This window comes from Psychrobacillus sp. L4 (assembly GCF_042944905.1).
Classification (GTDB): domain Bacteria; phylum Bacillota; class Bacilli; order Bacillales_A; family Planococcaceae; genus Psychrobacillus.
On record NZ_CP168496.1, the window covers coordinates 2,171,953 to 2,197,146 of the forward strand.

Annotated in this window: 32 protein-coding genes and 1 riboswitch; of the genes, 9 read left to right on the forward strand and 23 right to left on the reverse strand. The window is 34.4% G+C overall.

Annotation, left to right across the window (positions count from 1 at the left end; translation table 11 throughout):
* Nucleotides 1-122: 122 nt before the first annotated feature.
* Nucleotides 123-217: riboswitch (glycine riboswitch) on the reverse strand.
* Between the two features lie 116 nt (nucleotides 218-333).
* From ACEPXG_RS10435 to comGA, 8 genes are read right to left on the reverse strand one after another with little or no spacing between them, the layout of a single operon-like run.
* Nucleotides 334-846, reverse strand: a complete 513-nt coding sequence (locus ACEPXG_RS10435; protein ID WP_391201823.1) for a shikimate kinase — start codon at nucleotides 844-846, stop codon at nucleotides 334-336.
* Between the two features lie 27 nt (nucleotides 847-873).
* A complete protein-coding gene (locus ACEPXG_RS10440; protein WP_391201826.1) occupies nucleotides 874-1,068 on the reverse strand; it encodes a hypothetical protein in 195 nt (64 codons plus the stop codon).
* A complete protein-coding gene (comGF, locus tag ACEPXG_RS10445) occupies nucleotides 1,046-1,501 on the reverse strand; it encodes a competence type IV pilus minor pilin ComGF (protein WP_391201828.1) in 456 nt (151 codons plus the stop codon). Before comGF ends, ACEPXG_RS10440 begins: the two co-directional genes overlap by 23 nt.
* On the reverse strand, nucleotides 1,480-1,788 hold the full coding sequence (locus ACEPXG_RS10450; protein WP_391201831.1) for a hypothetical protein: 309 nt from the start codon (nucleotides 1,786-1,788) through the stop codon (nucleotides 1,480-1,482). The genes comGF and ACEPXG_RS10450 overlap by 22 nt, the downstream gene beginning before the upstream one ends.
* On the reverse strand, nucleotides 1,781-2,212 hold the full coding sequence (gene comGD / locus ACEPXG_RS10455) for a competence type IV pilus minor pilin ComGD (RefSeq protein WP_391201834.1): 432 nt from the start codon (nucleotides 2,210-2,212) through the stop codon (nucleotides 1,781-1,783). The genes ACEPXG_RS10450 and comGD overlap by 8 nt, the downstream gene beginning before the upstream one ends.
* Nucleotides 2,205-2,549 (reverse strand): competence type IV pilus major pilin ComGC, encoded by a 345-nt coding sequence (comGC, locus tag ACEPXG_RS10460; protein WP_391201837.1) that lies wholly within the window; start codon nucleotides 2,547-2,549, stop codon nucleotides 2,205-2,207. The genes comGD and comGC overlap by 8 nt, the downstream gene beginning before the upstream one ends.
* Nucleotides 2,550-2,565: 16 nt before the next feature.
* Nucleotides 2,566-3,630 (reverse strand): competence type IV pilus assembly protein ComGB, encoded by a 1,065-nt coding sequence (gene comGB, locus ACEPXG_RS10465; protein WP_391201840.1) that lies wholly within the window; start codon nucleotides 3,628-3,630, stop codon nucleotides 2,566-2,568.
* On the reverse strand, nucleotides 3,608-4,627 hold the full coding sequence (comGA, locus tag ACEPXG_RS10470; RefSeq protein WP_391201843.1) for a competence type IV pilus ATPase ComGA: 1,020 nt from the start codon (nucleotides 4,625-4,627) through the stop codon (nucleotides 3,608-3,610). The genes comGB and comGA overlap by 23 nt, the downstream gene beginning before the upstream one ends.
* A gap of 443 nt (nucleotides 4,628-5,070) precedes the next feature.
* Here comGA and ACEPXG_RS10475 point away from each other — a divergent pair, with 443 nt between their 5' ends.
* Complete coding sequence (locus ACEPXG_RS10475) at nucleotides 5,071-5,313, forward strand: DUF2626 domain-containing protein (RefSeq protein ID WP_391201846.1); 243 nt, start codon at nucleotides 5,071-5,073, stop codon at nucleotides 5,311-5,313.
* Between the two features lie 64 nt (nucleotides 5,314-5,377).
* Here the strand turns inward: ACEPXG_RS10475 and ACEPXG_RS10480 are convergent, their stop codons facing one another.
* Nucleotides 5,378-6,016 (reverse strand): MBL fold metallo-hydrolase, encoded by a 639-nt coding sequence (locus ACEPXG_RS10480; protein WP_391201848.1) that lies wholly within the window; start codon nucleotides 6,014-6,016, stop codon nucleotides 5,378-5,380.
* A gap of 153 nt (nucleotides 6,017-6,169) precedes the next feature.
* Here ACEPXG_RS10480 and ACEPXG_RS10485 point away from each other — a divergent pair, with 153 nt between their 5' ends.
* Nucleotides 6,170-6,349 (forward strand): DUF2759 domain-containing protein, encoded by a 180-nt coding sequence (locus ACEPXG_RS10485; RefSeq protein ID WP_151700345.1) that lies wholly within the window; start codon nucleotides 6,170-6,172, stop codon nucleotides 6,347-6,349.
* A gap of 46 nt (nucleotides 6,350-6,395) precedes the next feature.
* Here ACEPXG_RS10485 and ACEPXG_RS10490 read toward each other — a convergent pair whose 3' ends face one another.
* The 5 genes from ACEPXG_RS10490 to rpmG form a co-directional block, all read right to left on the reverse strand.
* On the reverse strand, nucleotides 6,396-7,505 hold the full coding sequence (locus ACEPXG_RS10490; RefSeq protein ID WP_391201851.1) for a hypothetical protein: 1,110 nt from the start codon (nucleotides 7,503-7,505) through the stop codon (nucleotides 6,396-6,398).
* Nucleotides 7,506-7,599: 94 nt separating this feature from the next.
* Nucleotides 7,600-9,504 carry an LTA synthase family protein gene (locus tag ACEPXG_RS10495; protein WP_391201854.1) on the reverse strand — a complete coding sequence of 635 codons (1,905 nt, stop codon included), beginning with the start codon at nucleotides 9,502-9,504 and terminating at the stop codon, nucleotides 7,600-7,602.
* Between the two features lie 221 nt (nucleotides 9,505-9,725).
* On the reverse strand, nucleotides 9,726-9,920 hold the full coding sequence (locus ACEPXG_RS10500) for a YqgQ family protein (protein WP_391201857.1): 195 nt from the start codon (nucleotides 9,918-9,920) through the stop codon (nucleotides 9,726-9,728).
* Between the two features lie 4 nt (nucleotides 9,921-9,924).
* Complete coding sequence (locus ACEPXG_RS10505) at nucleotides 9,925-10,506, reverse strand: 5-formyltetrahydrofolate cyclo-ligase (protein WP_391201860.1); 582 nt, start codon at nucleotides 10,504-10,506, stop codon at nucleotides 9,925-9,927.
* Between the two features lie 62 nt (nucleotides 10,507-10,568).
* On the reverse strand, nucleotides 10,569-10,718 hold the full coding sequence (gene rpmG, locus ACEPXG_RS10510; protein WP_093265860.1) for a 50S ribosomal protein L33: 150 nt from the start codon (nucleotides 10,716-10,718) through the stop codon (nucleotides 10,569-10,571).
* A gap of 176 nt (nucleotides 10,719-10,894) precedes the next feature.
* Here rpmG and ACEPXG_RS10515 point away from each other — a divergent pair, with 176 nt between their 5' ends.
* Both ACEPXG_RS10515 and ACEPXG_RS10520 read left to right on the forward strand, forming a co-directional pair.
* A complete protein-coding gene (locus ACEPXG_RS10515) occupies nucleotides 10,895-11,245 on the forward strand; it encodes a hypothetical protein (RefSeq protein WP_391201863.1) in 351 nt (116 codons plus the stop codon).
* Nucleotides 11,246-11,728 (forward strand): hypothetical protein, encoded by a 483-nt coding sequence (locus tag ACEPXG_RS10520; protein ID WP_391201866.1) that lies wholly within the window; start codon nucleotides 11,246-11,248, stop codon nucleotides 11,726-11,728. It abuts the gene before it with no gap.
* Nucleotides 11,729-11,770: 42 nt separating this feature from the next.
* Here ACEPXG_RS10520 and phoU read toward each other — a convergent pair whose 3' ends face one another.
* The 9 genes from phoU to ACEPXG_RS10565 all read right to left on the reverse strand — a co-directional run bounded on the left by phoU (nucleotide 11,771) and on the right by ACEPXG_RS10565 (nucleotide 21,822).
* Entirely contained in the window at nucleotides 11,771-12,430 is a 660-nt protein-coding gene (gene phoU / locus ACEPXG_RS10525; RefSeq protein ID WP_391201869.1) for a phosphate signaling complex protein PhoU, read from the reverse strand.
* Between the two features lie 19 nt (nucleotides 12,431-12,449).
* Nucleotides 12,450-13,250 carry a phosphate ABC transporter ATP-binding protein PstB gene (pstB, locus tag ACEPXG_RS10530; protein WP_391201872.1) on the reverse strand — a complete coding sequence of 267 codons (801 nt, stop codon included), beginning with the start codon at nucleotides 13,248-13,250 and terminating at the stop codon, nucleotides 12,450-12,452.
* Between the two features lie 27 nt (nucleotides 13,251-13,277).
* Entirely contained in the window at nucleotides 13,278-14,156 is an 879-nt protein-coding gene (pstA, locus tag ACEPXG_RS10535) for a phosphate ABC transporter permease PstA (protein WP_391201875.1), read from the reverse strand.
* 1 nt (nucleotide 14,157) lies between these two features.
* Nucleotides 14,158-15,105, reverse strand: a complete 948-nt coding sequence (pstC, locus tag ACEPXG_RS10540; protein ID WP_151700356.1) for a phosphate ABC transporter permease subunit PstC — start codon at nucleotides 15,103-15,105, stop codon at nucleotides 14,158-14,160.
* Nucleotides 15,106-15,183: 78 nt separating this feature from the next.
* Complete coding sequence (locus ACEPXG_RS10545) at nucleotides 15,184-16,155, reverse strand: PstS family phosphate ABC transporter substrate-binding protein (RefSeq protein ID WP_391201878.1); 972 nt, start codon at nucleotides 16,153-16,155, stop codon at nucleotides 15,184-15,186.
* A gap of 389 nt (nucleotides 16,156-16,544) precedes the next feature.
* The gene (locus ACEPXG_RS10550) at nucleotides 16,545-18,782 is read right to left on the reverse strand and encodes a peptidoglycan D,D-transpeptidase FtsI family protein (protein WP_391201881.1); all 2,238 of its coding nucleotides are present in this window, start codon (nucleotides 18,780-18,782) and stop codon (nucleotides 16,545-16,547) included.
* Between the two features lie 201 nt (nucleotides 18,783-18,983).
* The gene (locus ACEPXG_RS10555) at nucleotides 18,984-19,592 is read right to left on the reverse strand and encodes a superoxide dismutase (RefSeq protein ID WP_391201884.1); all 609 of its coding nucleotides are present in this window, start codon (nucleotides 19,590-19,592) and stop codon (nucleotides 18,984-18,986) included.
* A gap of 119 nt (nucleotides 19,593-19,711) precedes the next feature.
* Nucleotides 19,712-20,191 carry a DUF456 domain-containing protein gene (locus ACEPXG_RS10560; protein WP_391209882.1) on the reverse strand — a complete coding sequence of 160 codons (480 nt, stop codon included), beginning with the start codon at nucleotides 20,189-20,191 and terminating at the stop codon, nucleotides 19,712-19,714.
* The gene (locus tag ACEPXG_RS10565) at nucleotides 20,191-21,822 is read right to left on the reverse strand and encodes a Na/Pi cotransporter family protein (protein WP_391201887.1); all 1,632 of its coding nucleotides are present in this window, start codon (nucleotides 21,820-21,822) and stop codon (nucleotides 20,191-20,193) included. The genes ACEPXG_RS10560 and ACEPXG_RS10565 overlap by 1 nt, the downstream gene beginning before the upstream one ends.
* Nucleotides 21,823-21,996: 174 nt before the next feature.
* Between ACEPXG_RS10565 and ACEPXG_RS10570 the strand changes: the two genes are divergently transcribed.
* From ACEPXG_RS10570 to ACEPXG_RS10590, 5 genes are all read left to right on the forward strand, one after another.
* Nucleotides 21,997-22,497 (forward strand): DUF1189 family protein, encoded by a 501-nt coding sequence (locus ACEPXG_RS10570; protein WP_391201890.1) that lies wholly within the window; start codon nucleotides 21,997-21,999, stop codon nucleotides 22,495-22,497.
* Between the two features lie 46 nt (nucleotides 22,498-22,543).
* Nucleotides 22,544-22,870 carry a hypothetical protein gene (locus ACEPXG_RS10575; protein ID WP_391201893.1) on the forward strand — a complete coding sequence of 109 codons (327 nt, stop codon included), beginning with the start codon at nucleotides 22,544-22,546 and terminating at the stop codon, nucleotides 22,868-22,870.
* Between the two features lie 84 nt (nucleotides 22,871-22,954).
* Nucleotides 22,955-24,076: a flavodoxin-dependent (E)-4-hydroxy-3-methylbut-2-enyl-diphosphate synthase gene (gene ispG, locus ACEPXG_RS10580; protein WP_151700363.1), complete on the forward strand. Its 1,122-nt coding sequence runs from the start codon at nucleotides 22,955-22,957 to the stop codon at nucleotides 24,074-24,076.
* 12 nt (nucleotides 24,077-24,088) lie between these two features.
* Nucleotides 24,089-24,667, forward strand: coding sequence for a hypothetical protein (locus tag ACEPXG_RS10585; protein ID WP_391201896.1), 579 nt, complete (start codon nucleotides 24,089-24,091; stop codon nucleotides 24,665-24,667).
* Nucleotides 24,668-24,919: 252 nt separating this feature from the next.
* Nucleotides 24,920-25,183 (forward strand): excalibur calcium-binding domain-containing protein, encoded by a 264-nt coding sequence (locus ACEPXG_RS10590; protein ID WP_391201899.1) that lies wholly within the window; start codon nucleotides 24,920-24,922, stop codon nucleotides 25,181-25,183.
* Nucleotides 25,184-25,194 lie beyond the last annotated feature (11 nt).

A 25,194-nucleotide genomic window follows, 5' to 3' on the forward strand; every position in this document is an offset into this window, starting at 1 on the left:
AAGGACAGAAAAACCCCTTTTTAAAAACAGGGGTTCTCTGTCCTGGCACCTGAAAGTTTACCAAAATGGCTTTCCTCTTTGGTGGCTTTGCGTAATATAAACGAAAGCACTCTCCAGAGTTGCGTCCTATACGAGTTCTTTTGCCTGAGAGATTCATAAAATTCATTATTTGCTCCTTCGGCGACGCATCGAATGCGTTCTCTCCCCGTATGCTCATCCGCTATATCTGTATTATTCACTCGCTTTGTCTATATCCTAACATTGAAAGATAAAGGAAGCAATCTTTTTAATAAATTACTTTAAATACGAACGTTATTCAAGGAATGACCATAATTATTCGCCTTTCAACCTATTTACTTGATATCCAGCATATTCTGTCACTTGTCTTAAGGGGCGATTCTCTGTAAGAATTGTAATATGCGCTGATTTCTTATAAAATTTTCTCCGCTTATTATATAACTGCTCCAATTCTTCTCTCGTACTACTTTGTACAATCGGTCTATTTTTATCATTTTTTATTCTGATCCAAATATCATGGAACGTTGCATCTAAAAATAAAACTAAACCAGTTTTTCGCATAATTCGGATATTCTCATCATTCATTGCAACCCCACCACCAGTCGAAATAATACATGATTCATTTCGAAAGTTTTGAAGGAATTCCGTTTCTAATTTTCGAAAATACACCTCTCCACTCTGCTCAAATATTTCTGGAATTGTCTTTTGTTCATTTTTCACAATCTCTTTATCCATATCATAATAAGGCATTTTTAATAAATAGCTCAGCCTTCTCCCGACCGCACTTTTTCCACTTCCCATAAAACCAACTAAATATACTTTGTACATGATTCACCAACTCACTACATACCAGGATTATTTTACGCGTTCGTTTAAATTTTCTATTCTTTTGATAGTAGCATTAATATTGTTCAATTCCAACGAATCATACGTTCGATATTTTGATTGGTATGCAGCAGTTATCGCAAATAATGAAAAACAAACGATTAATAGCAATAAAATAGCGGCAGGAAGTAATACCCCTTTCTCATTCTGAATGAAATGTAACATAAAATGTGTGCTCCTTTTTTATCCCGTTCATAAAATCTACAGCAAGCTTCAATGAATTTCCTTCCAGGTTAACTGATATAGATTTTACATGGAGCAACATCTGTTCATGACCTAATCTATTTTTCTGTTTTCTAATTAAATTTTCATATATCTCTATATCAAACTCTTCACCATTTTTTCGAAAACGTATACCCATATCTTCTCTTTGCACCATTATTATTTCTACATGATTTAAATAGGTTTCTACGTCCTGTATAAAAAGTGCCCATTCTATCTCAGTTGGATTTGTCACATTATCTTCCATCTTATGTACCAATCCAACCGTTATTGCAAATATTTGAGAAAACACCATTAATACCGAAAGTTGAATAATTCCTTCTATTAATGTATATCCAGCTTCTTTGTTTCCTTTCAAAAGGAAATTGATAAGCAATTATATTTCTCCTCTCGCATCCCTTCATAGTTCACACAGATTTGTTCATCATCGATTTCAAATGTGTATAGTAGGTTATCCATTTGCATTTTCCCACTTAAGATGTTTTCTGCAATATGCATTTTTATGCCCTCATGCATGACAATAGAAGAATGATATTTTCGTCTTTTCTCTTCAAGCTGTGTTGCCATATTACTCAATAATGGAAGCAAAGTTGTTGCAATTAGAAAAATAACACTTAAAGAAACAATCGTTTCAGGCAAGGAAAACCCTCTGCTATTATTCATAATTCATCCTACCTCTACCAATATAAAGCGTTACTTTTTTAAGGCCATTCTTTGTTTCAAATAATAATGTTCCGAATTCTTTCACTGATCCGTTTGGATGAAAGGCAATCTCTTTTAAGTTACTATTTTTAGATAGACGAACTCCAATTGGCATCCCGTATTCAAATAGTTCTACATTTGCGGATTTGGCAATATATTTTGAACCATTTTCCTTAAAATTGATATACGTATATTTTTGCTCCCCAATCGATATACTCTGCAGTCTTTGAACATCCAATTGAAATTGCTTAAAAAAGCGTTTTTCCTCTACCTCCTCAAGCTTAGAAGTAGCAACAAAAATAATAGAAGATGTCATAACCATGACTATAGACAAAACGAGCAACAGTTCGATTAACGTAAATCCTCTTTCATTTGATTTAACCACCACTTGCTTCAGAACCCGATGCTACTTCACCTTCAATAGTCACACTTCCATTATCAGGATTGATATTAACTACCGTCCCATTTGGACATGTTTTATCCCCTTTTAAATAACCTTCCTTGGATAATTCGTCTAAAGTCGGAACCTTTTTCTTCTCAATTTTATACGCTTCAATCTGCCCCTCGAGCATGCGCGCAAAAGCTTTACAACCTTTATCATCAATAGACGCGGAATGTTTTGTTACATTTGGAATAGTAATTAATATTAAAATAGAAATAATTAGCAACACGATCATCATTTCCACAAGCGTGAAACCTTTGCTATTTCTTATAAATTTCATCCTATTTTCTCTCCTCTTATACAATATTTATCATTTCATAGATTGGTAGAAGAATAGCTAAGTAAGCACCTATTATAAAAATAGCCAATATCAAAAAAAGGGTAGGTTGTAAAACACTTAAATACTTGGATATTTTCGTTTCAATTCTTTCTGTTAAAAATTCACTGTACAATGTCAGCTCTCTTCCAAGGTAACCACTATTTTCTCCAAGTGTGACAAACTGTTGGAAATCCTCTGTAAAATAATTTGATAACAGGACGGCTTCAGAAAATGATTCACCGTGTACGATTTTATCTCTCATTTGTTTCGAGATAAATTGAAGCGTAATATGTTCTTCTTGAGATACGAGTGCGTCAAAAGCTTGCTGTATGGATATGCCACTTTCTATTAGTCCCCCCATTTCTCTTGAAAAGACTCTGGTCAAGAATAAATGGTACCAACTATTTACTAGTGGTAATTTCCCATAGAAAGCAAGTTGTTTTTTTGCATTTTTTTTACGCACTACAAAAATTACGACCGATATAGTTACTAAGGCAGTTGCCATACCAATTAAAAAATAATTGGGTAATTGCAGTAATACATTTGTCCAGATAATAGAGCTTTCTGATTCTAATGTGGTTCTTGTCCCAAGTAGAGACTCCATATTAGGTAGAAAATAAATTCGAAATATGGTAAACAACAAAAAAATAACAACAAAAAGAAACAAAGGGTACATTAATAAGTTATTTAATCTTTTTCTTGCTCTTTCAAAAATAGCTGATTGAACTCCCAAAACCGACACAGTTTCTTGAAGCTGTCCATGTATCGTAGCAAGATTAATAGGAAGCAGTAATCGATTAGGGAATCCTAACAGCTTAAATACTTCTGTAACACTTGACCCATTTTTATGCACTTCCGTCATTTTTTTAATCACGAAATCCGACTTTTTAACATGAAAAGGTAACAACATAGAAATTGCTTCATGAAATGTATAACCTTCTTTTAATAAATCACTCAATCTTTTTAAAAAAGAGGATTGAACACTTAACGGAATGGTTTCTTCTTTCCTAGCAAAATAATTATTTATTTTTTGAAATAACACCTTCCCTTACTCCTCTCTCTAATTGATAAGAAAGCGTTAAAGAATAAGGAATTTGGAAATCACTCCCAGTCACAAGAGAGTTCAATGCTTCCACTAAAAATTCATCCGAAATAATTTCAAAAATAGCTGATAACTCCGGCTCCTTGGAAACGGATACCGTTACAAGTCTTTGTGCAACTATCCCAATAATCGTTTGCTTTAACTCTTCGGAAGAAATTCCAAGATCTATCAAACGATAAAATGAACCTACTGCATCTTTTGCATGAATAGTAGAGACGACAAGATGACCTGTGAGAGCTGCTTGAATGGCTGCTTTTGCTGTCGCTTCGTCTCGGATTTCTCCAATCATAATAACGTCTGGTGAGTGTCGTAATATGGCTTTCAACCCCGAAGCATATGTTACACCGGAGCGTTCGTTCACTTGGATTTGCAATAGATGAGATTGACTATTTTCAACTGGGTCTTCGAGGGAAATGACATGCCTATTTAAATTTTCCGAACAATATTTTGTAAGTGAATACATCGTAGTTGACTTTCCTGACCCTGTGGGACCAACAAAAAGAATTAATCCTTGCCGATTATTTGCAAGTTCCACAATTTTGTCGGAAGCATCATGAAATAATGATAAGGAATGTAAGAGCTTTGCATTGTCATGTTGTTGAAGACGTATAACTAATGATTCTTTGCCAAAAACAGAAGGCAAAGTAGAAACACGAAAAGAAAATTTTTGAGAGTTGAAAATTTGTTTAAAGGAACCGCTTTGTGGTTTTCTTTTTTCGCTGATATCAAGAGAGGATAAAAACTTGAAGTATGAAATAATACGTTCGCCCATATTCAGGGGAAGCTTCCCTGCTTCAAACATTTGAGAATTTTTCTTAAAGTAATAAAAATAGTTCTCTTCGTTTGGGATCATGTGCAAATCAGAAGCACCAAATCTATGTGCTTTTTTAAGTAATTGAAAACATTTTTGTTCTACAATATTTTCTATTTGTTGCATGCATTTTTCCTTTCTCCAGCTACAAGTTGCGACCGCTACAACTTGTACAACTCTAGTATAATCGAAAACGAAATAGAATGAAAGTAATTTTATTAAATTTTCAATTAATTAAGATAAAAAAGCATATTTTCTTATATGCCTACCAATAGTTTTTAAACCGTTTTGTATAACCTGAGAATAAGTAAGAGCATTGTAAAAATTGCATATATCAAATAGAAGTTCTATAATGGTTGTAAATTCATTTGTTGAAAATAGCTATAAATATTTTATGGTTGCAACAGACTATACGTAAATGCTGTTCAACAAGCTGATAAAATACACATTTTTGTGACAATGTGTATCGTAATATAGTTAGAAAGATAATATTCGGTTTACATGTATGAACTATTTCATTTATAATGAGTAGGAGAATATTTGTGTCGTTGCAAAAGGAGGGACTACAAATGGGCAATATGTATAAAGTGATGGCTTTCTGGACAGGGATTTTTGCAGTTATGTTTTATTTAGGTGATATGACAGAAGCTTCTTTACTATTTTTAGCTAATACAGGAATTTTCCTACTTTTAGGCTTCTTAAACCTTTCTGAACGTATGTATATGTACATCTTCGGAGCTTACTTAATGTTCTTCTTCGCCGGTTTTACATACTATACTACGTTTATTCACGTACCTGGCGGTGGGCATTAATTATTTACCACCAAAAAGCAGCTCATTTTATTGAGCTGCTTTTTTCTTGCTATATTTGGTGTGACTAAAAACCATTTAAAAATGGATTCGTTTCCATTTCTTCTTCCGGAGTAGTAGCCGCACCATGTCCGGGATATAAAATAGTTGTCGCTGGCAAAGTTAATAGCTTCGAATGAATGGACTTCATTAATTCTGCGTTATTTCCACCTGGCAAATCCGTTCTTCCTACACTATTTTGAAAAAGCGTATCCCCTACTATTGCAAAATCATCCTTCTTGAAATAGTACGTTATACTACCTGGCGAATGACCTGGTGTATGTAGTAATTCAAAAGAAAAGTCTCCTAATTCTAATTTCGTTTCATTTGTTAAAACATTATCCGCTTCTCTACAAATAATAGAGGGAATTTCAGCATATTTCCCTGAACCATTTTTCCCGGGATCTATTAACCATTTTTTTTCAGCAGTATGAATATAAACAGGGATTTTAAATACTTCTCTAACTTCATCAATTGCTCCAATATGATCAAAGTGAGCATGCGTTAGCAAAATTGCGATTGGCTTCAAATTTAAACGCTGGAGTTCACGTATTAATTTTTCTCCATCTCCACCTGGATCAAAAATTAAACATTGCTTGGACGTGTTAGATACAACATAACAATTAGTTTGTATAAAACCTAGTGGATAAGTTCTTACATTTAACATAATAATCACCTCTCTATCATTTTAAACGATTTACTAGTCTTTGTTCAATTAATCGCCACTTATTTCACTCGACAAAAATGACGAATACAATTACAATAGAAGAGGAATATGCAAAGCGGCATTCATTTTCTGATGTCGAAAGGAGTGTCTTTCATGAACTTATTAATGGTAATTTTTGGACTCGTTGCAATTTTAGCTGCAATCGGCACTTTTCAAGCTTTTAAAGAAAAGAATGCACTAGGAGTCTTATTTAACTTTGGTTCGTTTGCTGTTTTTGGCTTCTTTACAGTCATGACTATCGTGAACCAAGGTTTTCCACCTAGCTTACACTAAAATGTAATAGAAAGAGCTGTTGTACAAATTGTACAACAGCTCTTTTCTATTCATCTAAGTGAATCCAGACTTTTTCTTTTAAAGGATTTAACTGAATCCAATTTTCCTTCTCATATCCACCTAGGCAAGTTTCTCCGTTTGGTGAGCATACAATGGGTTGAGTTAAAACTTCTCCCAATTCCCGTTCCCCATCCAATGAAATAGATGAAAGAATACCTCTATCACTAGATTCATCGACATTCCCACTTTTTAGTCCCTTAATTAGAAAAAATTGATTTGAATTCACATTGGAAATAGTTGGTATGACCCATTCTGAGTAATTACTGATTGCCGGTGATGTCCATTCAAAAGAACTTTGCTTTTCATTGTCCATGAAACGATATTCATATAACTTTTTTTCTTCGTTTATCTGAATATACAGCATGCTTTTCCCTAAATTCTGAACATCAATTAAATGCATAATACCTGTTTCCTTCAATGATTTTTCAGCAATTGAATAAAGTATCAACTCATTCCCATCTAAACTGCTATCAGATCCTCTTAACAACATTAAGTGATCCTCATCGTACCACTTCACAAAAGGGTTCTCTACCTCTATAGATTGCAGGTTTTGAGTAGAACTATTGTAAACAAACGTATTATAGGTCCAATCCTCATAAAATGTTGTAAAAACAATTAAATTTGGATTCGTAGGATGCCAATCCATATATAGTTCATCAGATTCAAAAGATAAGCTTTGCACTAAGTATCCATTCTTATGTATAATCTGAACTTCCGCTGATGAAGAATTACTTGATGTATGTAATAAGATGAGCTCTTTATTTGGATGAATAAAACCTTCCATTATCGGTGCAGTTGAAGTGTAAATTATTTTCCATAAATGATTCGAAACGGAATAGGATTGAACGGTCCATTTTCCTTTGTCAAAGATAATAAAAAGTATTTCATCGTTTGATAACCATCCAATCACACTCTGAAAAGAGGAGGAAGTTAATGAAATCGACGGAAATTCTTTGGAAGCTTTTTTAGGTGTACTTGTTAAAGCGGATGCATTATCTACTATGGCTGTCTTTTCATTTTCCTTTTTTGTCATTTTGCTTTCCGAACAACCTTGCAGTAGCATGACAAAAATAATTAGTATTCCAATTTTTTTCAATAGACTCCCCCCTTCATATTATAGTAGTAGACGTGTGAAAAAGAAATTTGTTTCATAGAAAAAGCACAGACATATTATTGTCTGTGCTTTATTATTATTTATTTTCTTTTTCAGCTTGTTCAATCAGGAGATTTCCTGTTTTCAAATCATAGAAACGTAGTAAGTCCCCGTTAATAATCTGATCAGAATATCCAAGTTCTTGGTTAGTTCGATCAATATACGGTTGGCAATTTTCAATACCAATTTCCGAACCATTAGAATTGTCGTAACAAGCATTACCTGCATACACCAATTTATCAGTTACAAAACCACCGTTACGGAAAATAGCAAAGTCCTCATGATCCTTAGAAAATAGATCTGCACCTAACTGCATGTCTTTCGTTGTATCTACGCCTAGCAAATGTAATATAGTAGGTCTAATATCAATTTGCCCTGCAACTTCTGTTTCTACTTTCCCTACTCCACTATGTGGAATATGAATAAAGAATGGAACGCGTTGAAGTTTAGCTGATTCATATGGTGTAATTTCTTTCCCTAAATATTGAGCCATTGCAGCATTATGGTTTTCAGAAATTCCGTAATGATCTCCATACATAACAATAATCGAATTATCATACAAACCTTTAGCTTTTAAATCATCAAAGAATGATTTTAAAGATTCATCCATATATCGTACAGTCTGAAAATATTTGTTTAAAGTTTTAGAATTAGAATCATACGGAGGGATAAATTGATCCTCTTCATCTAAATCAAATGGATAATGATTCGTTAAAGTAAGCATACGAGAATAAAATGGTTGAGGCATATCTGCCATTAGATCAACCGATTGTTTGAAGAAAGGTGTATCTTTCAATCCCCATCCAACAGAGTTATCATCTGTAACATCATAACTATTCACATCATAAAATTTCTGAACAGAGAGTGCCTGATACATCATATCTCTGTTCCAAAAGCTTTTGTTATTTGGATGCATTACATTCGTGAAATAACCTTTATCATTTAAACTTTCTGCCATTGAGTGAAACTTGTTCCCACTATGCGTAAAGAAAACGGCTCCTCCACCTAAAGGATATAGAGAATTTTCAACTAAAAATTCCGCATCTGATGTTTTCCCTAATCCTGTTTCGTGGTAAAAATTCGAAAAGTAAAAAGTATCTTTGTCTTTCGTTAATGAATTCAAGAATGGTGTAATTTCATGACCATTCATATCGTTATTAATAACAAAGTTTTGTAAAGATTCCATAGAAATAACGATTAAGTTTCGCCCATCAGCAAGACCAAACATTTTGGCATTAGGTTCCGCCTGATTTGATCGAACATAGTTATTTACTTCCACAAGTTCACTACCATCTGCAAGCGCTCTTTGTGCATGTGATTTCGATTGAATATATAGATCGTATAAATGGTAGTTGTATGGTCCTAAATTTTTCACTAACATTTCTCTATCAAAACTTCTCGTAAGAAGTTGTGGTCTTTCGATTTCAGACAAACCTAAATTTAAAAACAATACTGCTGCAGCTAGGACAAAATATGCTCTTCTAACAGTTGGTTTAACAAGTGAAATTTTCTGACCAATTTTTAGCCATTTTAAAGCAATGATAAGAATTGCAACATCTGTAAAATAGAAAATATCTGTAAAATTAATACTAGATTTAGCAGAGTTTCCTAAATCGCTAAAGTTATTTGTCTGAAATAATACCGGAATTGTAATAAAATCCGTAAAAAATCGATAAAAAACTACATTGACATATAACACTATTGATAGAATGATGCTTGTTGTAACAATATATCTATTTCTAGCTTTTGGACCTTTGAAAAATAATGATAGTCCATAAATAAACAAAAGAAAACTAAGCGGATTTATAAGTAATATAAATTGTTGCATCATATTCTCGATTTTCAAGTCAAAGCTTGTATGATAAACTACATAGGTTTTAATCCAAGTAGCCACAATAGCAATTACAAGAATTGAATGTGTCGGCCAGTTTTTCTTCATCATGCCTACATCCCCCCCTTTTTACACTCTTTATAATATGAGTAAAAGTAACAGAGTATATCTTAATCCTTTCTTTACAATAAATCAACAAAAATGAAATGGATATGCGATATAATTTTTCAAGCCTGTTATTTTCATACCCATTATTAGACGGCTGTAAACCTAGGAAGTTTCATTTTATATATCAATAGAAAAGCAACAGATACGAATGAATCCGTTGCTCGTTATCTTTTATATTTATTTTGCTCATGTCTTAATACCAAAATCGCTATTTGAAAGTCATTTACTTCAATCATTTGCATCTTATACAGTTCTTTTATTTCATCTTCCATCATTTCTAAGTCTGCTAACCGATCTTTCGTATATATGTATATTCCAAATCGTTTTAAAAGTTGCATTACATCATATACTGTTTTCATCTAATTACACCTCTTGACGATTTAATTGACATGGAATGATTTGTGAATTCGTAATTATTTTATTTACAGGAAGATCAAAGTTGTCTCGCTCCATAACTTCACACACTTGAAAATCAAATGCTAGAGAAATTGTTTGACCGTTGTATTCAGATAAAAAGCGATCGTAATACCCTCCTCCATAACCAATTCGATAACCAGTTGGATCGTAGACAATGCCTGGAACTACAAGCAAATCAATATCTTTTGAGGACACAGCTGTAGAGATAAGAGGGTTGGGCTCAAGTAGCTGCATATAAACAGTTTCTAGCTGATTAAAATTTTCAAGCTTATAAAAGGTCATTGTTCGTTCTTTAGGTTTACATTTAGGAACTACAACAGTTTTCCCCATCTCCCAAAGCTTCTTTATAATTCCTTCCGTGTCCACTTCTGGAAAAGCGGAGATTGTTAAGCCGATGGTGGATGCTTGGTCGACATCTTCTTCAATAAGAAAGCGATTTTCAATTTGTTTTGAGTATGTATGATATAACACGCTATCTAGAGTTGCTAATTGATTTTTCATTTCTTCTCTTGCTTCTTTTTTCGCCATACCTTTTCCCCCATAATTCCATAGAAAAAAACCAAAACCTAAATTGGTTTTGGTTTAAGTTATTATTTAGTTTCTCTATGAAGAGTCGATTTCTTTTCACGTGAGCAATATTTTTTAAGTTCAAGACGTTCTGGATTGTTACGCTTGTTTTTCTTAGAAATATAGTTGCGCTCTCCGCAATCTGTACAAGCTAATGTAATATTAACGCGCATGGTTGTCCCTCCCACTCTTTTACAGGATGAAATATAAAATCTGAGCATGATTTATACGACTAATCCATTATAGCATATAAACAAATAAAATCCACAGTTTAAGGAAAGAATTTATTCAAAGTTTTTTGGGATATGTTAGTATAATAAGAGGAAGTTATTAATTAGAGGTGAATATTATGGACTACTCAATCATCATTATGCTTATCGGTATTATATTAACCATTGTTTCATTTTTCGTAAAAGATTCTGTCAAGAAAATGGAGACAGAAATGGAAGACCTCTCTTTTACATTATATCAAGAAACAAGTGCTCTAAAAAGGAGACTAAAAATAGTAGAAGAAGAATTATTAATGGAACCAACCAAAATAGCTCTACCCGTAAAACAAAAAACAAAATATGTCATTCATGATATTATAAAAAGCCAAGTACTGGAATTACACAAACAAGGTTATTCTTTACCAGAAATAAGCAAAAGATCCTCTTTAACTGTTGAAGAAGTGAAATCAGTAATAGGCGGTGGAAAATAAATGAAGAGAGCATCCATCCGTTCATTGGGCATTGGATTATTTCTTGCTGGTGCCGTATTTCAAATTCAACATCTATCCACATCAGGTGAAATTAAATCTTCGCATGCGATAAATGAAGGAGCATATGATAAGTCCCAAGCCGAATTGAAAATTGTTAAGCAACAGCTTGCTCAGCTTCAATTAAATTTAGAGAATGCAAAAAAAGAAAATAGTACAGAAGTTAACGCAAAAATTGAGGAAAAAGAAGATAAAGAATCCCCCCCAAAAAAAAGCACTTCTAATTCTATCTTAATAGTGCAACCTGGCATGAATTCAAGAGATATTAGTTCCGCATTAGAAAGCACTGGTATCATTCAAAATAAACAAGATTTTGAAGACTATTTAGATGCCCAGAATTTAACTGGGCGCATTCAAATCGGGGAATATGAATTGGATTCTTCTTTGACGATGAAACAAATTGCTGAAAAAATTACTAAAAAATAAGAAAGAAGCCACCTCAAATGAATTTTGAAGTGGCCACTATTCTTAATTATTTAATTCATAATGTTTTCCTTTTAATAAAAACAATACTCGCTCTGCCATATTTGTCGCATGATCCGCAGATCTTTCCAAATAACGACATACGAATGAGAGTTGTGTAATTTGACTAAGTTGTGCTGGTTGCTCTACTCCAACAGATAGAAGTGTTTTAATCGCATAACCATACATTGCATCTATTTCATCATCTAGTTTTGCAATTTTCTTTGCTTCCTCGATATCTTCATTCATAAAAGCGTCTAAAATTTGCTTTAACATTGCAATTGTTTTAACACGCATTTCATCTAATAAGTGAATCGGAGCAATATGCTCATCTTTCCCAATTCTAATTGTTTCTTTTGCAATATTTACAGCATAATCACCAATTCGTTCCATATCCGATGCTGCTTTTATCAGTACCATTAATCTTCGTAAATCAGTAGCTACAGGTTGTTGTTTGGCAATAAGTAAAATAACCCGGTCATTAATTTCTTCATCCATTCGATTAATATGGATATCGTTATTAATAACTGTAAGGGCACCTTCAATATCGCTTGCTAATAAATAATCGATGGATTCATTCAGTGTATTAATGGCCATATTACTTAATTCAAGCATCAAATTCTGTACTTGATGCAATTCCGCGTTGAATTTCTCTCTACCTACCATCTTTTTCTAACTCCCTTCGTCATCCGAAACGTCCTGAAATATAGTCCTCTGTTCGTTTATCTCTTGGTGTAGAAAAAATAACATCCGTTTGATCAAACTCCACCACTTCTCCGTTTAAGAAAAAAGCTGTTTTATCTGAAATACGAGCAGCTTGTTGCATATTATGTGTAACAATTATGATGGAGTAATCCGTTTTCAGTTCTTGAATTAGTTCTTCTACTTTTAACGTAGAAATTGGGTCAAGTGCTGATGTCGGTTCATCCATTAAAATGACATCAGGTTCTATCGCTAAACAGCGAGCGATACAAATCCGTTGTTGTTGACCACCAGATAAGCTGTATGCATTCGTTGATAAACGATCTTTTACTTCATCCCAAATAGCTGCTCCTCGTAAACTTTTTTCTACAATTTCATCAAGTATCTTTTTGTTTTTAATACCGTGAATTCTTGGTCCATATGCAATATTATCGTAGATTGACTTTGGAAATGGATTCGGCTTTTGGAAAACCATACCTACTTTCGTACGTAATTCCTCTACCCCATAGTCTGCATCAAAGATATTACGTTCACGATATAAAATTTTCCCCGATGTTTTAACAGTTGGTACTAATTCCACCATTCGATTTAATGTTTTAATATAAGTAGATTTACCACAACCAGATGGTCCAATAATGGCAGTTACTTCGTTTTCTTTAATCTGAAGGTCTATATTTTTTAAAGCGTGGTGGTTCCCATACCATAAATTTAATTGTTGTGTACTGTAAACAGTATTCGATAATTCTTCATTTACAACGGATGTATTTCCGATAACTTGTATCATCTTTTTTCCCCCAGCTCCAAAATTAGTTTAGTACCTTTTTTGAAATTTATTTCGAATAAGAATAGCAATAGAGTTCATGATTAATAAAAACATCATTAATACAAGAATGCCCGCAGCAGCGACATGTTGAAATTCTGCTTGTGGTCTTTTAGCCCAATCATAAATTTGCATTGGTAGTGCAGTGAATTGGCTCAGCAAATTCTCCGGTAAAAACTGAATAATTACAGGTATACCGATTACTACTAAAGGAGCCGTTTCCCCAACTGCACGTGACAGAGCCAAAATTGCACCAGTTAAAATTCCGGGAATAGCAGAAGGCAAGACAACTCTCGTGATCGTTTGCCATTTTGTTGCACCCATTCCATATGAAGCTTCCCGAACATCTTTAGGCACTGAACGAATTGCTTCTTGAGCACCGACGATTATTACAGGTAGTATCAATAAACTCATTGTAAATCCTGCAGCTAAAATACTATTTCCAAGGGATAAAGTTCTAACGAAAATAGTCAAACCGAGTAATCCAAATACTACAGAAGGCACACCAGAAAGGTTTGAAATATTCATCCGAATAAAGTCATTCAGTTTGTTTTTCTTTGCATATTCCTCTAAATAAATTGCAGTACCCACACCTAATATTAAGGAAACAGGTGCCACAACACCCATTAACCATATGGAACCAACTAAAGCAGCCTTGATACCAGCCTTTGCAGGAAAACGAGAACCAAAATTCCTGAAAAATTCTGGTGTTAAATAGCCAATTCCTTGTGTAGTTATTCTGTAAAATAGAATGGCAAGTATGACTAATGCAAATAAAGTCGCGAAGAAAAATAGTGTTTTAAATACCCGATTTGTAATAAGTCGTCTATTCATTCTTTTTACTACTGATTCTTGATTTACATATTTCATCTTAATATTCCTCCCGATACTTTTTCGAAATAACGTGAGCAATAAAGTTCATCAATAGTGTAAATATGAACAATGTAAATCCTACGGAATATATAGAGTAATAGATAGTTGTTCCATATCCCGCATCTCCAGACGACACCTGAACTATATATGCGGTCATTGTTTGAATAGAATCCGTCACATTAAAATCAAATTTTGGAGTAGAACCTCCTGCTAATGAAACAATCATCGTTTCCCCAATTGCACGTGATATAGCTAGTACAACAGAAGCAATAATTCCCGATAAAGCAGCAGGTAATACTACTTTTAAAGCAACCTCTAACTTGGTAGACCCCATTGCAAGTGCACCTTCACGTATAGATTTAGGAACGGATGACATGGCGTCTTCTGATAACGATGCAATCATAGGTAAAATCATGATGCCTACAACAATACCTGGGCTTAATGCGTTGAAGATTTTTAATCCAGGGATAATTTGTTGTAGTAACGGTGTTACAAAAGTTAAAGCAAAGAATCCATAAACGATTGTTGGTATACCTGCTAAAACTTCTAAAATCGGTTTAATAATTCTTCTAGTGTTATCACTTGCATACTCACTTAAAAATACAGCAGAAGCAATACCGAATGGAACAGCAACGATAATAGCAATTAAAGTCACTTTTAAAGTTCCTGCTATTAAAGGAAGAATTCCAAATAGTTGTTCTGTATTAGCAAATGGAAACCATTCCGTTCCAAAAAGAAAATCTGTAATCCGAACTCTTGAAAAAAATATCCCTGTCTCCACGATTAGTGTAAAAACGATTCCAAAAGTCGTTAACACGGAAACAGAAGCAATAAGTAAAAGAATGATTGGAATAATCTTTTCTATCATTTTCTTGTGTTTCTTATTGCTCGATTTTGCAATTAGTTCTTGTACTGATGAATGACCAGTTAACCTTTTTTGAGCCATAGTGACTCCCCCTTTTACCAAACGAAAGAAAAGAGTAGCAAGCCTGCTACCCGTATCTTTACTTTTCAGATTGACCTTTTATTTTAAAGCTTCTAAATCAGCTAACCCTTTTTTATAATCCGCATCTGGAAGTTTTACATATCCAACTGCTTCTGACATCTCACTAGCATTTTCAAGCGTATACTTCATGAAATCATAAGCTGCTGCATTGTCTTTAATAGCGCTATTTTTTGCATAAACAAATAGTGGACGAGATAATGGTGCATATTCACCAGATTCGATTGTTGCGTTTGAAGGTTCAACCCCACCAACTTTTACAACTTTTAGACTGTCCTTGTTTGCTAAATAGTAAGCATATCCAAAGAAACCAATGGCATTTTTATCACCTTGTACACCTTGTACTAATACGTTATCGTCTTCAGAAAGTGTAGCTGCTTTTACCAAATCTGCTTTTTTAAGTACTACTTCATCGAAGTAATCATATGTGCCTGAATCTGTTCCTGGTGAGTAAAATACGATTTCTTCGTTCGGCCATTTTGGATTAATATCAGACCATTTTTTCTTTGTACCGTCTTCCGTCCACATTTTTTGTAGATCTTCCATTGTTAAAGAGTCAACCCAATTATTATCTTTATTCACTACTAATGAAATACCATCATAAGCGATTTTAAATTCAGTGAAATCAATGCCTGCAGCTGCAAGTTTTTCTTTTTCTTCGTCTTTAACCGGGCGTGAAGCGTTTGAGAAATCTGTTGATCCAGCGATGAATTTTTCGAATCCTCCACCTGTACCAGACACTCCAACTGTAACTTGAACTTTATTTTGTACTCCTGCATATTCTTCCACAATTGCTTCCATGATAGGTGCTACTGTACTTGAACCATCACCAGCTACTTTACCTTCAATTGCTACTTCTTTTGTTCCGTCAGTAGAAGCTCCTTGTGTAGCGGTACTTTCAGTTTTTGATGTGCTTGAATCATTTCCACAAGCTCCTAGTGTTAATGCTGATCCTACCATTGATGCCATTAATAAGTACTTCCAGTTCTTCATCTGGTATAGCCCCCTAAAGTTTTGTTTCTATTTCTCTTACAAGGTTTACTATAAAGGGTACATGTTGAGTCTATGTGAATGTATTGTAAAGCTTTTGTAAATTGAATAGTGTGTGAAATAAAAAATGCTTGAGCGACCTTTAAAATGCATCTTGTTCTTCAACATTTCTTGAGTTCTCTGGAATAAACATTGGCTACACCATTATCTTGAGAAAGCAAAAGGATCGGAAACTGACTGTGTCACTTTCCGATCCTTTATTTTCGATAGCACCAGATAGTCCTGTTCAACTAAAAACAAAATGAAAACTTGATTTCTTGCAGCTAATTTCATATACTTTCTAAAAAAACGGACCATCCTAGTAAACTTTTAGGATGATCCGTTTTTAGTTATTATTTAGTTTGCGTCTCTTCTTCATCTATTTTATCGTTTGTAAAAGCAGGTTTAATAGCAGGAGTCGTAGTCGAATCATTTTCTTTTAATGCTTCATTTTTTTGTTGAATTTCAAAATACTTATCTACTAGCTCACGTGCAATGGGTGTGGCAAAACTAGACTTGTAGTTAGATTCAAGCGAAGCCCAAGGAATAACTAGCGCATATGCTATCTCCGGGTTATCAAATGGCGCAAAACCAATATGTGTTAAATTAACTGTACTAAAACTTCTACCTTGCGCGGCATCATAAAAGGAGGATTGTGCAGTTCCTGTTTTCCCTGCTCCATTAAAGAGAGAACTACCAAACGCTGTATGAGCCGAACCTTTACTTCCATAATACACTAATTGCATGGCAGAACGAATATGTTCAATTTCAGCCGTTGTATTGTCAATTGTATTTAATACATTTGGAGTAAACTCTTTAACTACTCCTCCAAGTTGTTCTCCGTCAGTGGATGGTTCTCTTATTTCCTTCACCACATGGGGCTGAATTCGACTGCCTCCATTTGCCAAAGTGGCAGCATACTGCGCAAGTTGTAAAGGTGTATACGTATCATATTGACCAATCGCAAGGTCAAGTAGTTTCCCCATCGTAGTTCCGCCTTCTACACCCGACACTTCACCTGGTAAATCAATCCCTGTTCTAACACCTAAACCTAATTGTGCATAGCCATTTCTCATTTTCTGAAAAGCATCTATTCCAAAATTAATCCCTTGGTTTGGTTGATAAACTCTACCAGCAATGCTATATGCAGTTTTAAACATAAATACATTGGAAGAACGTTCAATTGCTTCTGAATCACTGAGTAGAATTCTTCCTGATCTATTAAATACTGAGCTCTTTGGTGCGGAACCTTTAATACGAATAGGTTCATCAATGAATTTTTCTCCAATTTCAATTGCTTTTTCACGGTAGCCAGTTAGCAAAGTTCCAGGTTTTACCGTTGATCCTACTTCATAAGAAGTTGTAAATGAACCGAAAGCATAATCCCTAACTTTTGGCTTTCCTGTTACGGGATCATTTACGATTTGCTTCCCGACTAAAGAAAGAACCTCACCAGTATATGGATTCATCATAATAAAAAATGCTCTATCTAAATACTTCGTTCCAGGAATTTGTTTCAATCTTAAAAGTTCTTTTTCAAGTATTTCTTCCTGTGCCATCTGAACTTCACTATCCATGGTTAAGACTAAATCTTCACCTGGTTTACCTTCGTCAACTGTTTTAGTATCTATTACTCTTCCTTTTCCATCTGTAATATTCTTCACTACACTTTTTTTGCCTTGAAGCACTTCTTCGTATTGTTGTTCAACATAACTCTTTCCAACTCGATCATTTCTAGAATAACCTCTTGATAAGAAATAATCGAGACGCTCTTTTGGTATACCTTCTTTTGGCAATGAAGCCGTACCTAATATCGCAAGCGGAGAAGTATATACTCTTCTCCAATCGGTAGTTGTATTTACTCCCTTTAAATCGCCTAATCTCTCAGACACTCGAGCAAATTCTTCTACCGTAACTTCTTCCGAAATTTCCCCTGGTTTCAAGCTCTTATTAGAAACTTCTCCGCCTTTAATAATTTGTGGGGACAGTGCATAGCCTCCAACCATTTCACGATAAATTGCAATAACTTGCATTTCTTCCGGTGTAAATGATTGTAATTCGTCTTCTGGTATTCTACTTCTTGTTAAACGATTAACTTCAATATTCTTTTCTTTTGCCGATAGATTTTCATCTTTTTCAATTTTATTACGTTCCTCATCAGACACTAACTCTAATGCTTTATTTTTGTATTTCCGCAGCCAAAAATCTTGTAAGTCACTTTTAGTAACTGCTTTCGGATTCTTTTGTATGAGCATACTTAGCTTTTCAGCTATTTCGTACATATCCTCTGATTTCGTCGTTTGCATCTTTGTATATGTAATGGCGCGCTGAGGCTCATTATCTACGAGAATTCTTCCTTCACTATCAAAAATACGCCCTCTTGGTACACTTGTATTAACTGCAACTTCTTCCGTACGTTCAAGCTCTTTTTTATAGTCTTCCCCTTTTACAATTTGTAAATAACCTAATCGCAAGATTAATAATGTAAACAAAAGGAAAATAGAAAAGAAAAGTATATTCATGCGAAAAGTAATATTAGCTCTTTGTTTAGCTTTTACACTTTGTGCACGTTTATTGGGAGTTTTTCGCATGGGGATCACCTACTTTTATCAAATTCGCATTGGCTTAATTGGGGCAAGATCTTCTATCTGGCTCGCCAAAATGCTTTCCTTTAGCCAGAGGCATTAACTTTATTCCATTAATTTTAATAAATTTCGCTATATGTTAGTGTAACATAAAAAGCACACACTTTTTGACGAAAAAGTGTGTGCAAAGTTTCTTTTTTTATGAAATTATTTTGAAGCAGCGTATCTTTTTGATACTTCATCCCAATTTACTACATTCCAGAAAGAAGAAATATAGTCAGGACGACGGTTTTGGTAGTTTAAGTAGTAAGCATGTTCCCAAACGTCTAAACCTAATAATGGAGTTTTACCTTCCATGATTGGTGAATCTTGGTTAGCTGTAGATGAAAGGTCTAGCTCTCCATTAACAACTGATAACCATGCCCAACCTGAACCAAAGCGAGTTGTTGCTGCTTTAGCGAATTCTTCTTTGAAAGCATCAAAGCTACCAAATTTCGCATCAATTGCTTCCGCTAATTCACCAGTTGGATTTCCGCCACCGTTTGGTGAAAGGATTTGCCAAAATAATGAATGGTTAGCATGTCCGCCGCCATTGTTGCGTACAGCTGTTTTAATATCTTCTGGTACTGCATCTAAGTTAGCGATTAATTCTTCTACAGATTTGTTTTCTAAGTCTGCTTTTCCAGAAACCGCATTGTTTAAATTAGTAACGTAAGTATTATGATGTTTCGTGTGATGAATATTCATCGTTTCTTTGTCGATATGTGGTTCAAGTGCGTCATATGCATAAGGTAATTCTGGTAATTCATATGCCATTATAGTTTCCTCCTAAAGAATATTTTAGAAAATTCTTTCCATGTATTAGCGTATCAAATTAACGGAGAACGTTCAATTAAAATCGACTAAAATTATTTATCTTATACTTTTGACTGAAATTATACGAAGAAAATAAAGATTACTAACATTAAGGTCAAAATAATTATTTTAACTACGGAAGAGGTGAGGAATCCAACTAAAGAACCGATTCCCGATTTTATCGCTTGTTTTAACCCTTTTCTTGTAAATATTAGTTCAGCTAACACTGCACCTAGAAAAGGTCCAAGTAAAATACCAGCCACCGGAATTACAAAGGGTCCGGCTATTAAGCCAATTGTACTTCCCCACATTCCAGCTTTTGTGCCACCAAATTTTTTAACACCGAATGCATTCGCTGCCATATCTGCACTAAAAAGTAGCACAACAAATAGAAGTTGAATTACCCAAAATAGCCAATTCAATTCTGCGAAAGAGAAAAATAAGCCATAAATAATATAACCTAATACCATAAAGACTATGGAGGGGATTATTGGATAGAAAGTTCCGATAAATGCAACCATAAAACTTGCGACGATAAGTATCCAACCAATGATTTCTATCATATTCGCTTACCTAATATGGCATCTGCAACATTTACTGCATGATCACCAACCCTTTCTAAATTACTCAACATATCGACAAAAATTACTCCTGCATGGCCAGAACATAGTCCTTCATTCAATCGAATAAAATGATTTTTCCTAAATTGTCGCTCCATTCGATCAATCTCATCTTCCTGTTCTATAACCTCTCTTGCAAGGCGATCACTATTTAAGTCTAAAGCTTCTATAGCTTTTTTTACAGTATTAATGGTTAACAGAAACATCTCTGAAATATCCTCCAATGCGTCTTTTGTAAGTTGAAAGCGATGCTCGTCATGATAATCAATTAACTCAATAATATTTTCAAAATGATCGCCTATTCTTTCAATATCTCGAACTGTGGCCATTAACATAAAATGTCTGCTTGAATCTTGTCTCGATAATGGTTGGGAAGATATCTTTACTAGGTAGTTTATAATTTTCGTTTCCAAGTGATTAATCGCATCTTCTATGTGATAAGCTTCTTGGGCATCCTGCTTATTTCTAAACGTTAAATAGTGAAATGTTTTTTCTAAACCTTGGACACTAAAATTACCCATACGCAAAATTTCTTCTTTCGCTTGTCCAATTGCTATGGATGGTGATTCTTCTATGAAATCATCCTCTAAGTGTTTTGTTTTGTATTTTGTCGAGAAATCTTCCCCAGGTGACAACTTCGTCAATAAGAATACCCAAGCACCAATTAAAGGAAACTGAAGAATAACGTTCACCACATTAAATGTCCCATGCGCTAATGCTATTTGCATTTTATTCTCCAATGAAAATACCCCAGATATCCATTCCATAGCCAAAGTAAATGGGGTTAAAAAAATTAGAAACACAATGGTACCGACTATATTAAATAACACATGGGAAGCTGCTGCTCTTTTAGCGCTAGCTGTTGCTCCCAATGAAGCCAAAATGGCAGTAATCGTCGTCCCAATATTATCGCCAAATAAAATCGGTAAAGCACCCTTTAATGAAATTAAGTGTTCAGCATAGAATCCTTGTAAAATCGCAACAGAAGCACTCGAACTTTGAATGAACACGGTCATTATCGCTCCTGCTAATACTCCTAGTATAGGATGATTGCTTACATTTAGAGTCATCTCTGTAAATGAAGGTAGATGTTGTAAAGGACTCATGCCTTTCATCATTAATTCGAGTCCTAAAAACAAACCACCTAAGCCGAATAAAACTTCTCCTACATTATGTACCATTTTCCTTTTGAAAAAAAAGATTAAAAACGCCCCAATTGCCATAATTGGAAGCGCATAATCTCCAATTTCAAAACCTATAACAAAAGCTTTTATAGTTGTACCTATATTTGCTCCCATAATGACACCTATAGATTGGCGCAAAGTCATAAATCCAGCGCTAACTAGACCTATTACAATTACGATCGTCCCAGCACTAGATTGTATTAATACCGTAAATAATATACCTGCTATAACTCCCGTAAGGGGATTCGTTGTATAACGGTCCAGTAAATCTCTTAATCTATCTCCGGCGGTTTTTTGTAAGCCATCGCCCATGTATTTAATGGCGAATAAAAAGATACCTAGTCCACCAAAAAATTCGAAAAGCATTTCTTGCCAATTGAGATCCACGTTATCGCCAACTCCTATTTTACACTTTGTCTATCTATCTTCTATTATGGTTAAATTATAAAGGAATTGTAAAGTGAATCTAGCTATTCTTTATATTTTCTTAACAAAAACGTTCTAATTACTTTGTTTTCTATGACAAACAGGTGATAAAATGTAGAAGAAAGGGTGAATTTAATGAATTTATTTCAACTATTTAAAGCAAGTTTACATAACCCAAAAAAAATTGCGGCATTTAGACTTGTTCCAATTGGTAAGGTTATGCAATATATATTTACTTATGTACTGGTCATTACCATCATTTCTTTTGTCCAATTTGTAAATGGATTATCCATTCAAGAAACAAATATGGAAGGCTTATTAGAATACTTTAAGGATATTAAGTGGTTAATTTATCCTTTTGCTTTTGTTTTATTATTTGTGCTAAATACTTTGTTTATATTTATTCGAATTAGTATTTTTGCTTATATTGGCGTAATTACCCTTTCTATTTTAAAACGAAAAGGTGAATACCGGCATATGTGGAGAACTGCTCTTTTTTCAAGCACATTACCAATGCTTGTTTCGATCGTTTTTTCTATTTTTCATTGGTCCAGCGGTAATTTTGAACTTGCCATTTATATGATCACTTTGGTGTATTTATTTTTAGCAAGCAAATACTATCCGATAAAACGTTAACATATTCCCTCCTCTCCTGCATATAGTGGGACAAGGAGGGTTTTATATGAAAATATTCGTAGCAACTATTATGATTCTCGTTACACTCTATATTATTAAAGTAGATATGTTCGAAGGTACTATTCCTCTTGCTTTTTATCCATCTGAAGAATGTGTAGAAACAATGGATTATATATCTGTAAAAGTACATTCAGGTGATACATTGTATGCTCTTTTTTCTATGTATCCCACTGATAAATCAATTACTAATCAAGAGAGACTAATAGACTTCCATCAATTGAACCCACATTTAATAAATCAAACGGCAAAAGACGGGGAATTAATATTTTTACCTGTCTACTCTTCGAATGAAGCTTGCAAAAATGAAAGATAGAGGTTTCTTCCTTGTAATTTCATTCCTCTGACTGATAAAATGGAGGATAGTGATGGCATAAAGCCTCAAGAAGGAGAGAATTTCATGAGTGAAATAATTCATCGTTCCAAAACTCGCCCAGTTCGAGTTGGAGACTTAACAATAGGTGGAAGCAACGAGCTATTTATCCAAAGTATGGCGACAACTAAAACACATGATGTAGAGGCAACAGTCGCAGAGATTTTGCGACTAGAAGAAGCGGGTTGTCAAATCGTTCGTGTTGCATGTCCAGATGAGCGTGCTGCTTATGCGATTGGTGAAATAAAAAAAAGAATTCATATCCCCCTAGTAGTGGATATTCATTTTGATTACAAGCTTGCACTTATTGCAATAGAACAAGGTGCAGATAAAATTCGTATAAATCCAGGTAATATTGGACGTAAAGAAAAAGTAGAAGCAGTTGTAAATGCAGCAAAAGCGAAAGGTATTCCAATCCGAATTGGTGTAAATGCTGGTTCACTTGAAAAGAAAATTTTAGAAAAATACGGCTATCCTACCGCAGATGGTATGGTAGAAAGCGCGTTACATCATATTAAAATTCTAGAAGATTTGGATTTTCACGATATTATCGTGTCAATGAAAGCATCAGATGTTAGTTTAGCAATTGAAGCCTATACAAAAGCTTCCCAAGCATTCGATTACCCACTTCACTTAGGAATTACGGAATCCGGAACACTATTCGCTGGTTCGATTAAAAGTGCAGCAGGACTTGGTACATTGCTAAGTATGGGTATTGGTAACACAATGCGTGTATCCCTAAGTGCTGATCCTGTAGAAGAAATAAAAGTTGCGCGTGAACTATTAAAAGTATTTGGACTTTCTTCTGATGCTGCAACACTTATTTCATGTCCAACATGTGGCCGAATTGAAATAGATTTGATATCTATTGCAAATGAAGTAGAAGAATATATTTCACATATTAAAGCACCTATTAAAGTTGCCGTACTTGGCTGTGCAGTAAATGGACCAGGTGAAGCGCGTGAAGCAGATATCGGCATCGCTGGTGCTCGAGGTGAAGGGCTTTTATTTATGAAGGGTAAAATCGTACGTAAAGTGCCAGAAGAAACAATGGTAGAAGAACTTAAAATTGAAATTGATAAAATTGCAGCAGATTATTTTGCAAAAAAAGAACTGGAAAAACTAGAAAAAGAAAAACAACAAGCGTAAGGAGTTAAGTTTATGGAGAATGTACGATTCGGAATAGATATAGATGGGACAGTAACATCTCCTACTTCTTTACTTCCACATATTAATAGTGCTTTTAATTGCAATTTGCAGCTAGACGATATTAAAGAGTATGATTTAACAAAAGCATTTCCGGTTGATGAAAAAGTTTTTTATGAATGGTTTAGAAAAACAGAGTCAACCATCTATGCTACTTCCCCTATCCAGCCAGATGCACATACTGTGTTATCTGCGTGGAAAGAAAAGTATGAATTGTTTTTCATCTCAGCTCGCGGGGAAAATGTGATGGATGTTACGATTAATTGGTTTAAAGAACAAGAATTACTTTATGACCATATCGAATTAATCGGTTCACATAACAAAATTGAAACGGCTAGAAAATACGGTGTTCATGCTTTCTTTGAAGATAAACACGATAACGCCGTCGAAATTCACGAAGAACTAGATATTCCGGTGATATTGTTTAACACACCTTATAATCAACAATCTGCTCCAAAAGGGGTTATTCGTGTCAATAACTGGATGGAAGCAAATAGGTGGATTGAGAACGAATTCGCATTACAAAAAACGTGAGGAATAGTCCTCAAGTTCAGTCTGTAAGCAAACTCAATAAAAACGAGTTTGCCTACAGACTTTTTTTATCAAATAGAAAGTAAGTAAAAAGCGAGGCAGGAAAAAGACACTCGCTTTCCGCTGACGTATAGTTATCTTTACGCAAGTGGCATAGAAACATGCTTACTTTTTTACTTATGCTCTTCAATACTTTTGAAGGAATTGATTCTATTATTAAAAATGCAATTGCGTACACGATTAGGAGGAAATAAAATGAAAAAAATTTTAACAATCATATTAGCATCTACACTAGTCTTAGGTGCCTCAACCCTATCCCCTACTTCTACTGATGCTGCTGCCAAGGTATTTAAAAACTGCACAGAGCTAAATAAAGTATATCCAGGCGGAGTGGCTAAAGACGCAAAGGTTACTAACAAAGGGGGAAAAACAAAATATAAACCAACTGTATCAGCGGAACTTTACAAAGCCAACGCGAGTAAAGATCGTGATAAAGATGGAATAGCTTGTGAGAGGTAACATTGTTCCGT

Excerpts from the sequence above, each read along its gene's own strand:
- ACEPXG_RS10435 (WP_391201823.1), bottom strand. The coding sequence starts at position 846 with ATGTACAAAGTATATTTAGTTGGTTTTATGGGAAGTGGAAAAAGTGCG.
- ACEPXG_RS10440 (WP_391201826.1), bottom strand. The coding sequence starts at position 1,068 with ATGTTACATTTCATTCAGAATGAGAAAGGGGTATTACTTCCTGCCGCT.
- ACEPXG_RS10450 (WP_391201831.1), bottom strand. The coding sequence starts at position 1,788 with ATGAATAATAGCAGAGGGTTTTCCTTGCCTGAAACGATTGTTTCTTTA.
- comGC (WP_391201837.1), bottom strand. The coding sequence starts at position 2,549 with ATGAAATTTATAAGAAATAGCAAAGGTTTCACGCTTGTGGAAATGATG.
- comGA (WP_391201843.1), bottom strand. The coding sequence starts at position 4,627 with ATGCAACAAATAGAAAATATTGTAGAACAAAAATGTTTTCAATTACTT.
- ACEPXG_RS10475 (WP_391201846.1), top strand. The coding sequence starts at position 5,071 with ATGGGCAATATGTATAAAGTGATGGCTTTCTGGACAGGGATTTTTGCA.
- ACEPXG_RS10480 (WP_391201848.1), bottom strand. The coding sequence starts at position 6,016 with ATGTTAAATGTAAGAACTTATCCACTAGGTTTTATACAAACTAATTGT.
- ACEPXG_RS10485 (WP_151700345.1), top strand. The coding sequence starts at position 6,170 with ATGAACTTATTAATGGTAATTTTTGGACTCGTTGCAATTTTAGCTGCA.
- ACEPXG_RS10495 (WP_391201854.1), bottom strand. The coding sequence starts at position 9,504 with ATGATGAAGAAAAACTGGCCGACACATTCAATTCTTGTAATTGCTATT.
- ACEPXG_RS10500 (WP_391201857.1), bottom strand. The coding sequence starts at position 9,920 with ATGAAAACAGTATATGATGTAATGCAACTTTTAAAACGATTTGGAATA.
- ACEPXG_RS10505 (WP_391201860.1), bottom strand. The coding sequence starts at position 10,506 with ATGGCGAAAAAAGAAGCAAGAGAAGAAATGAAAAATCAATTAGCAACT.
- rpmG (WP_093265860.1), bottom strand. The coding sequence starts at position 10,718 with ATGCGCGTTAATATTACATTAGCTTGTACAGATTGCGGAGAGCGCAAC.
- ACEPXG_RS10515 (WP_391201863.1), top strand. The coding sequence starts at position 10,895 with ATGGACTACTCAATCATCATTATGCTTATCGGTATTATATTAACCATT.
- ACEPXG_RS10520 (WP_391201866.1), top strand. The coding sequence starts at position 11,246 with ATGAAGAGAGCATCCATCCGTTCATTGGGCATTGGATTATTTCTTGCT.
- phoU (WP_391201869.1), bottom strand. The coding sequence starts at position 12,430 with ATGGTAGGTAGAGAGAAATTCAACGCGGAATTGCATCAAGTACAGAAT.
- pstB (WP_391201872.1), bottom strand. The coding sequence starts at position 13,250 with ATGATACAAGTTATCGGAAATACATCCGTTGTAAATGAAGAATTATCG.
- pstA (WP_391201875.1), bottom strand. The coding sequence starts at position 14,156 with ATGAAATATGTAAATCAAGAATCAGTAGTAAAAAGAATGAATAGACGA.
- pstC (WP_151700356.1), bottom strand. The coding sequence starts at position 15,105 with ATGGCTCAAAAAAGGTTAACTGGTCATTCATCAGTACAAGAACTAATT.
- ACEPXG_RS10545 (WP_391201878.1), bottom strand. The coding sequence starts at position 16,155 with ATGAAGAACTGGAAGTACTTATTAATGGCATCAATGGTAGGATCAGCA.
- ACEPXG_RS10550 (WP_391201881.1), bottom strand. The coding sequence starts at position 18,782 with ATGCGAAAAACTCCCAATAAACGTGCACAAAGTGTAAAAGCTAAACAA.
- ACEPXG_RS10555 (WP_391201884.1), bottom strand. The coding sequence starts at position 19,592 with ATGGCATATGAATTACCAGAATTACCTTATGCATATGACGCACTTGAA.
- ACEPXG_RS10570 (WP_391201890.1), top strand. The coding sequence starts at position 21,997 with ATGAATTTATTTCAACTATTTAAAGCAAGTTTACATAACCCAAAAAAA.
- ACEPXG_RS10575 (WP_391201893.1), top strand. The coding sequence starts at position 22,544 with ATGAAAATATTCGTAGCAACTATTATGATTCTCGTTACACTCTATATT.
- ispG (WP_151700363.1), top strand. The coding sequence starts at position 22,955 with ATGAGTGAAATAATTCATCGTTCCAAAACTCGCCCAGTTCGAGTTGGA.
- ACEPXG_RS10585 (WP_391201896.1), top strand. The coding sequence starts at position 24,089 with ATGGAGAATGTACGATTCGGAATAGATATAGATGGGACAGTAACATCT.
- ACEPXG_RS10590 (WP_391201899.1), top strand. The coding sequence starts at position 24,920 with ATGAAAAAAATTTTAACAATCATATTAGCATCTACACTAGTCTTAGGT.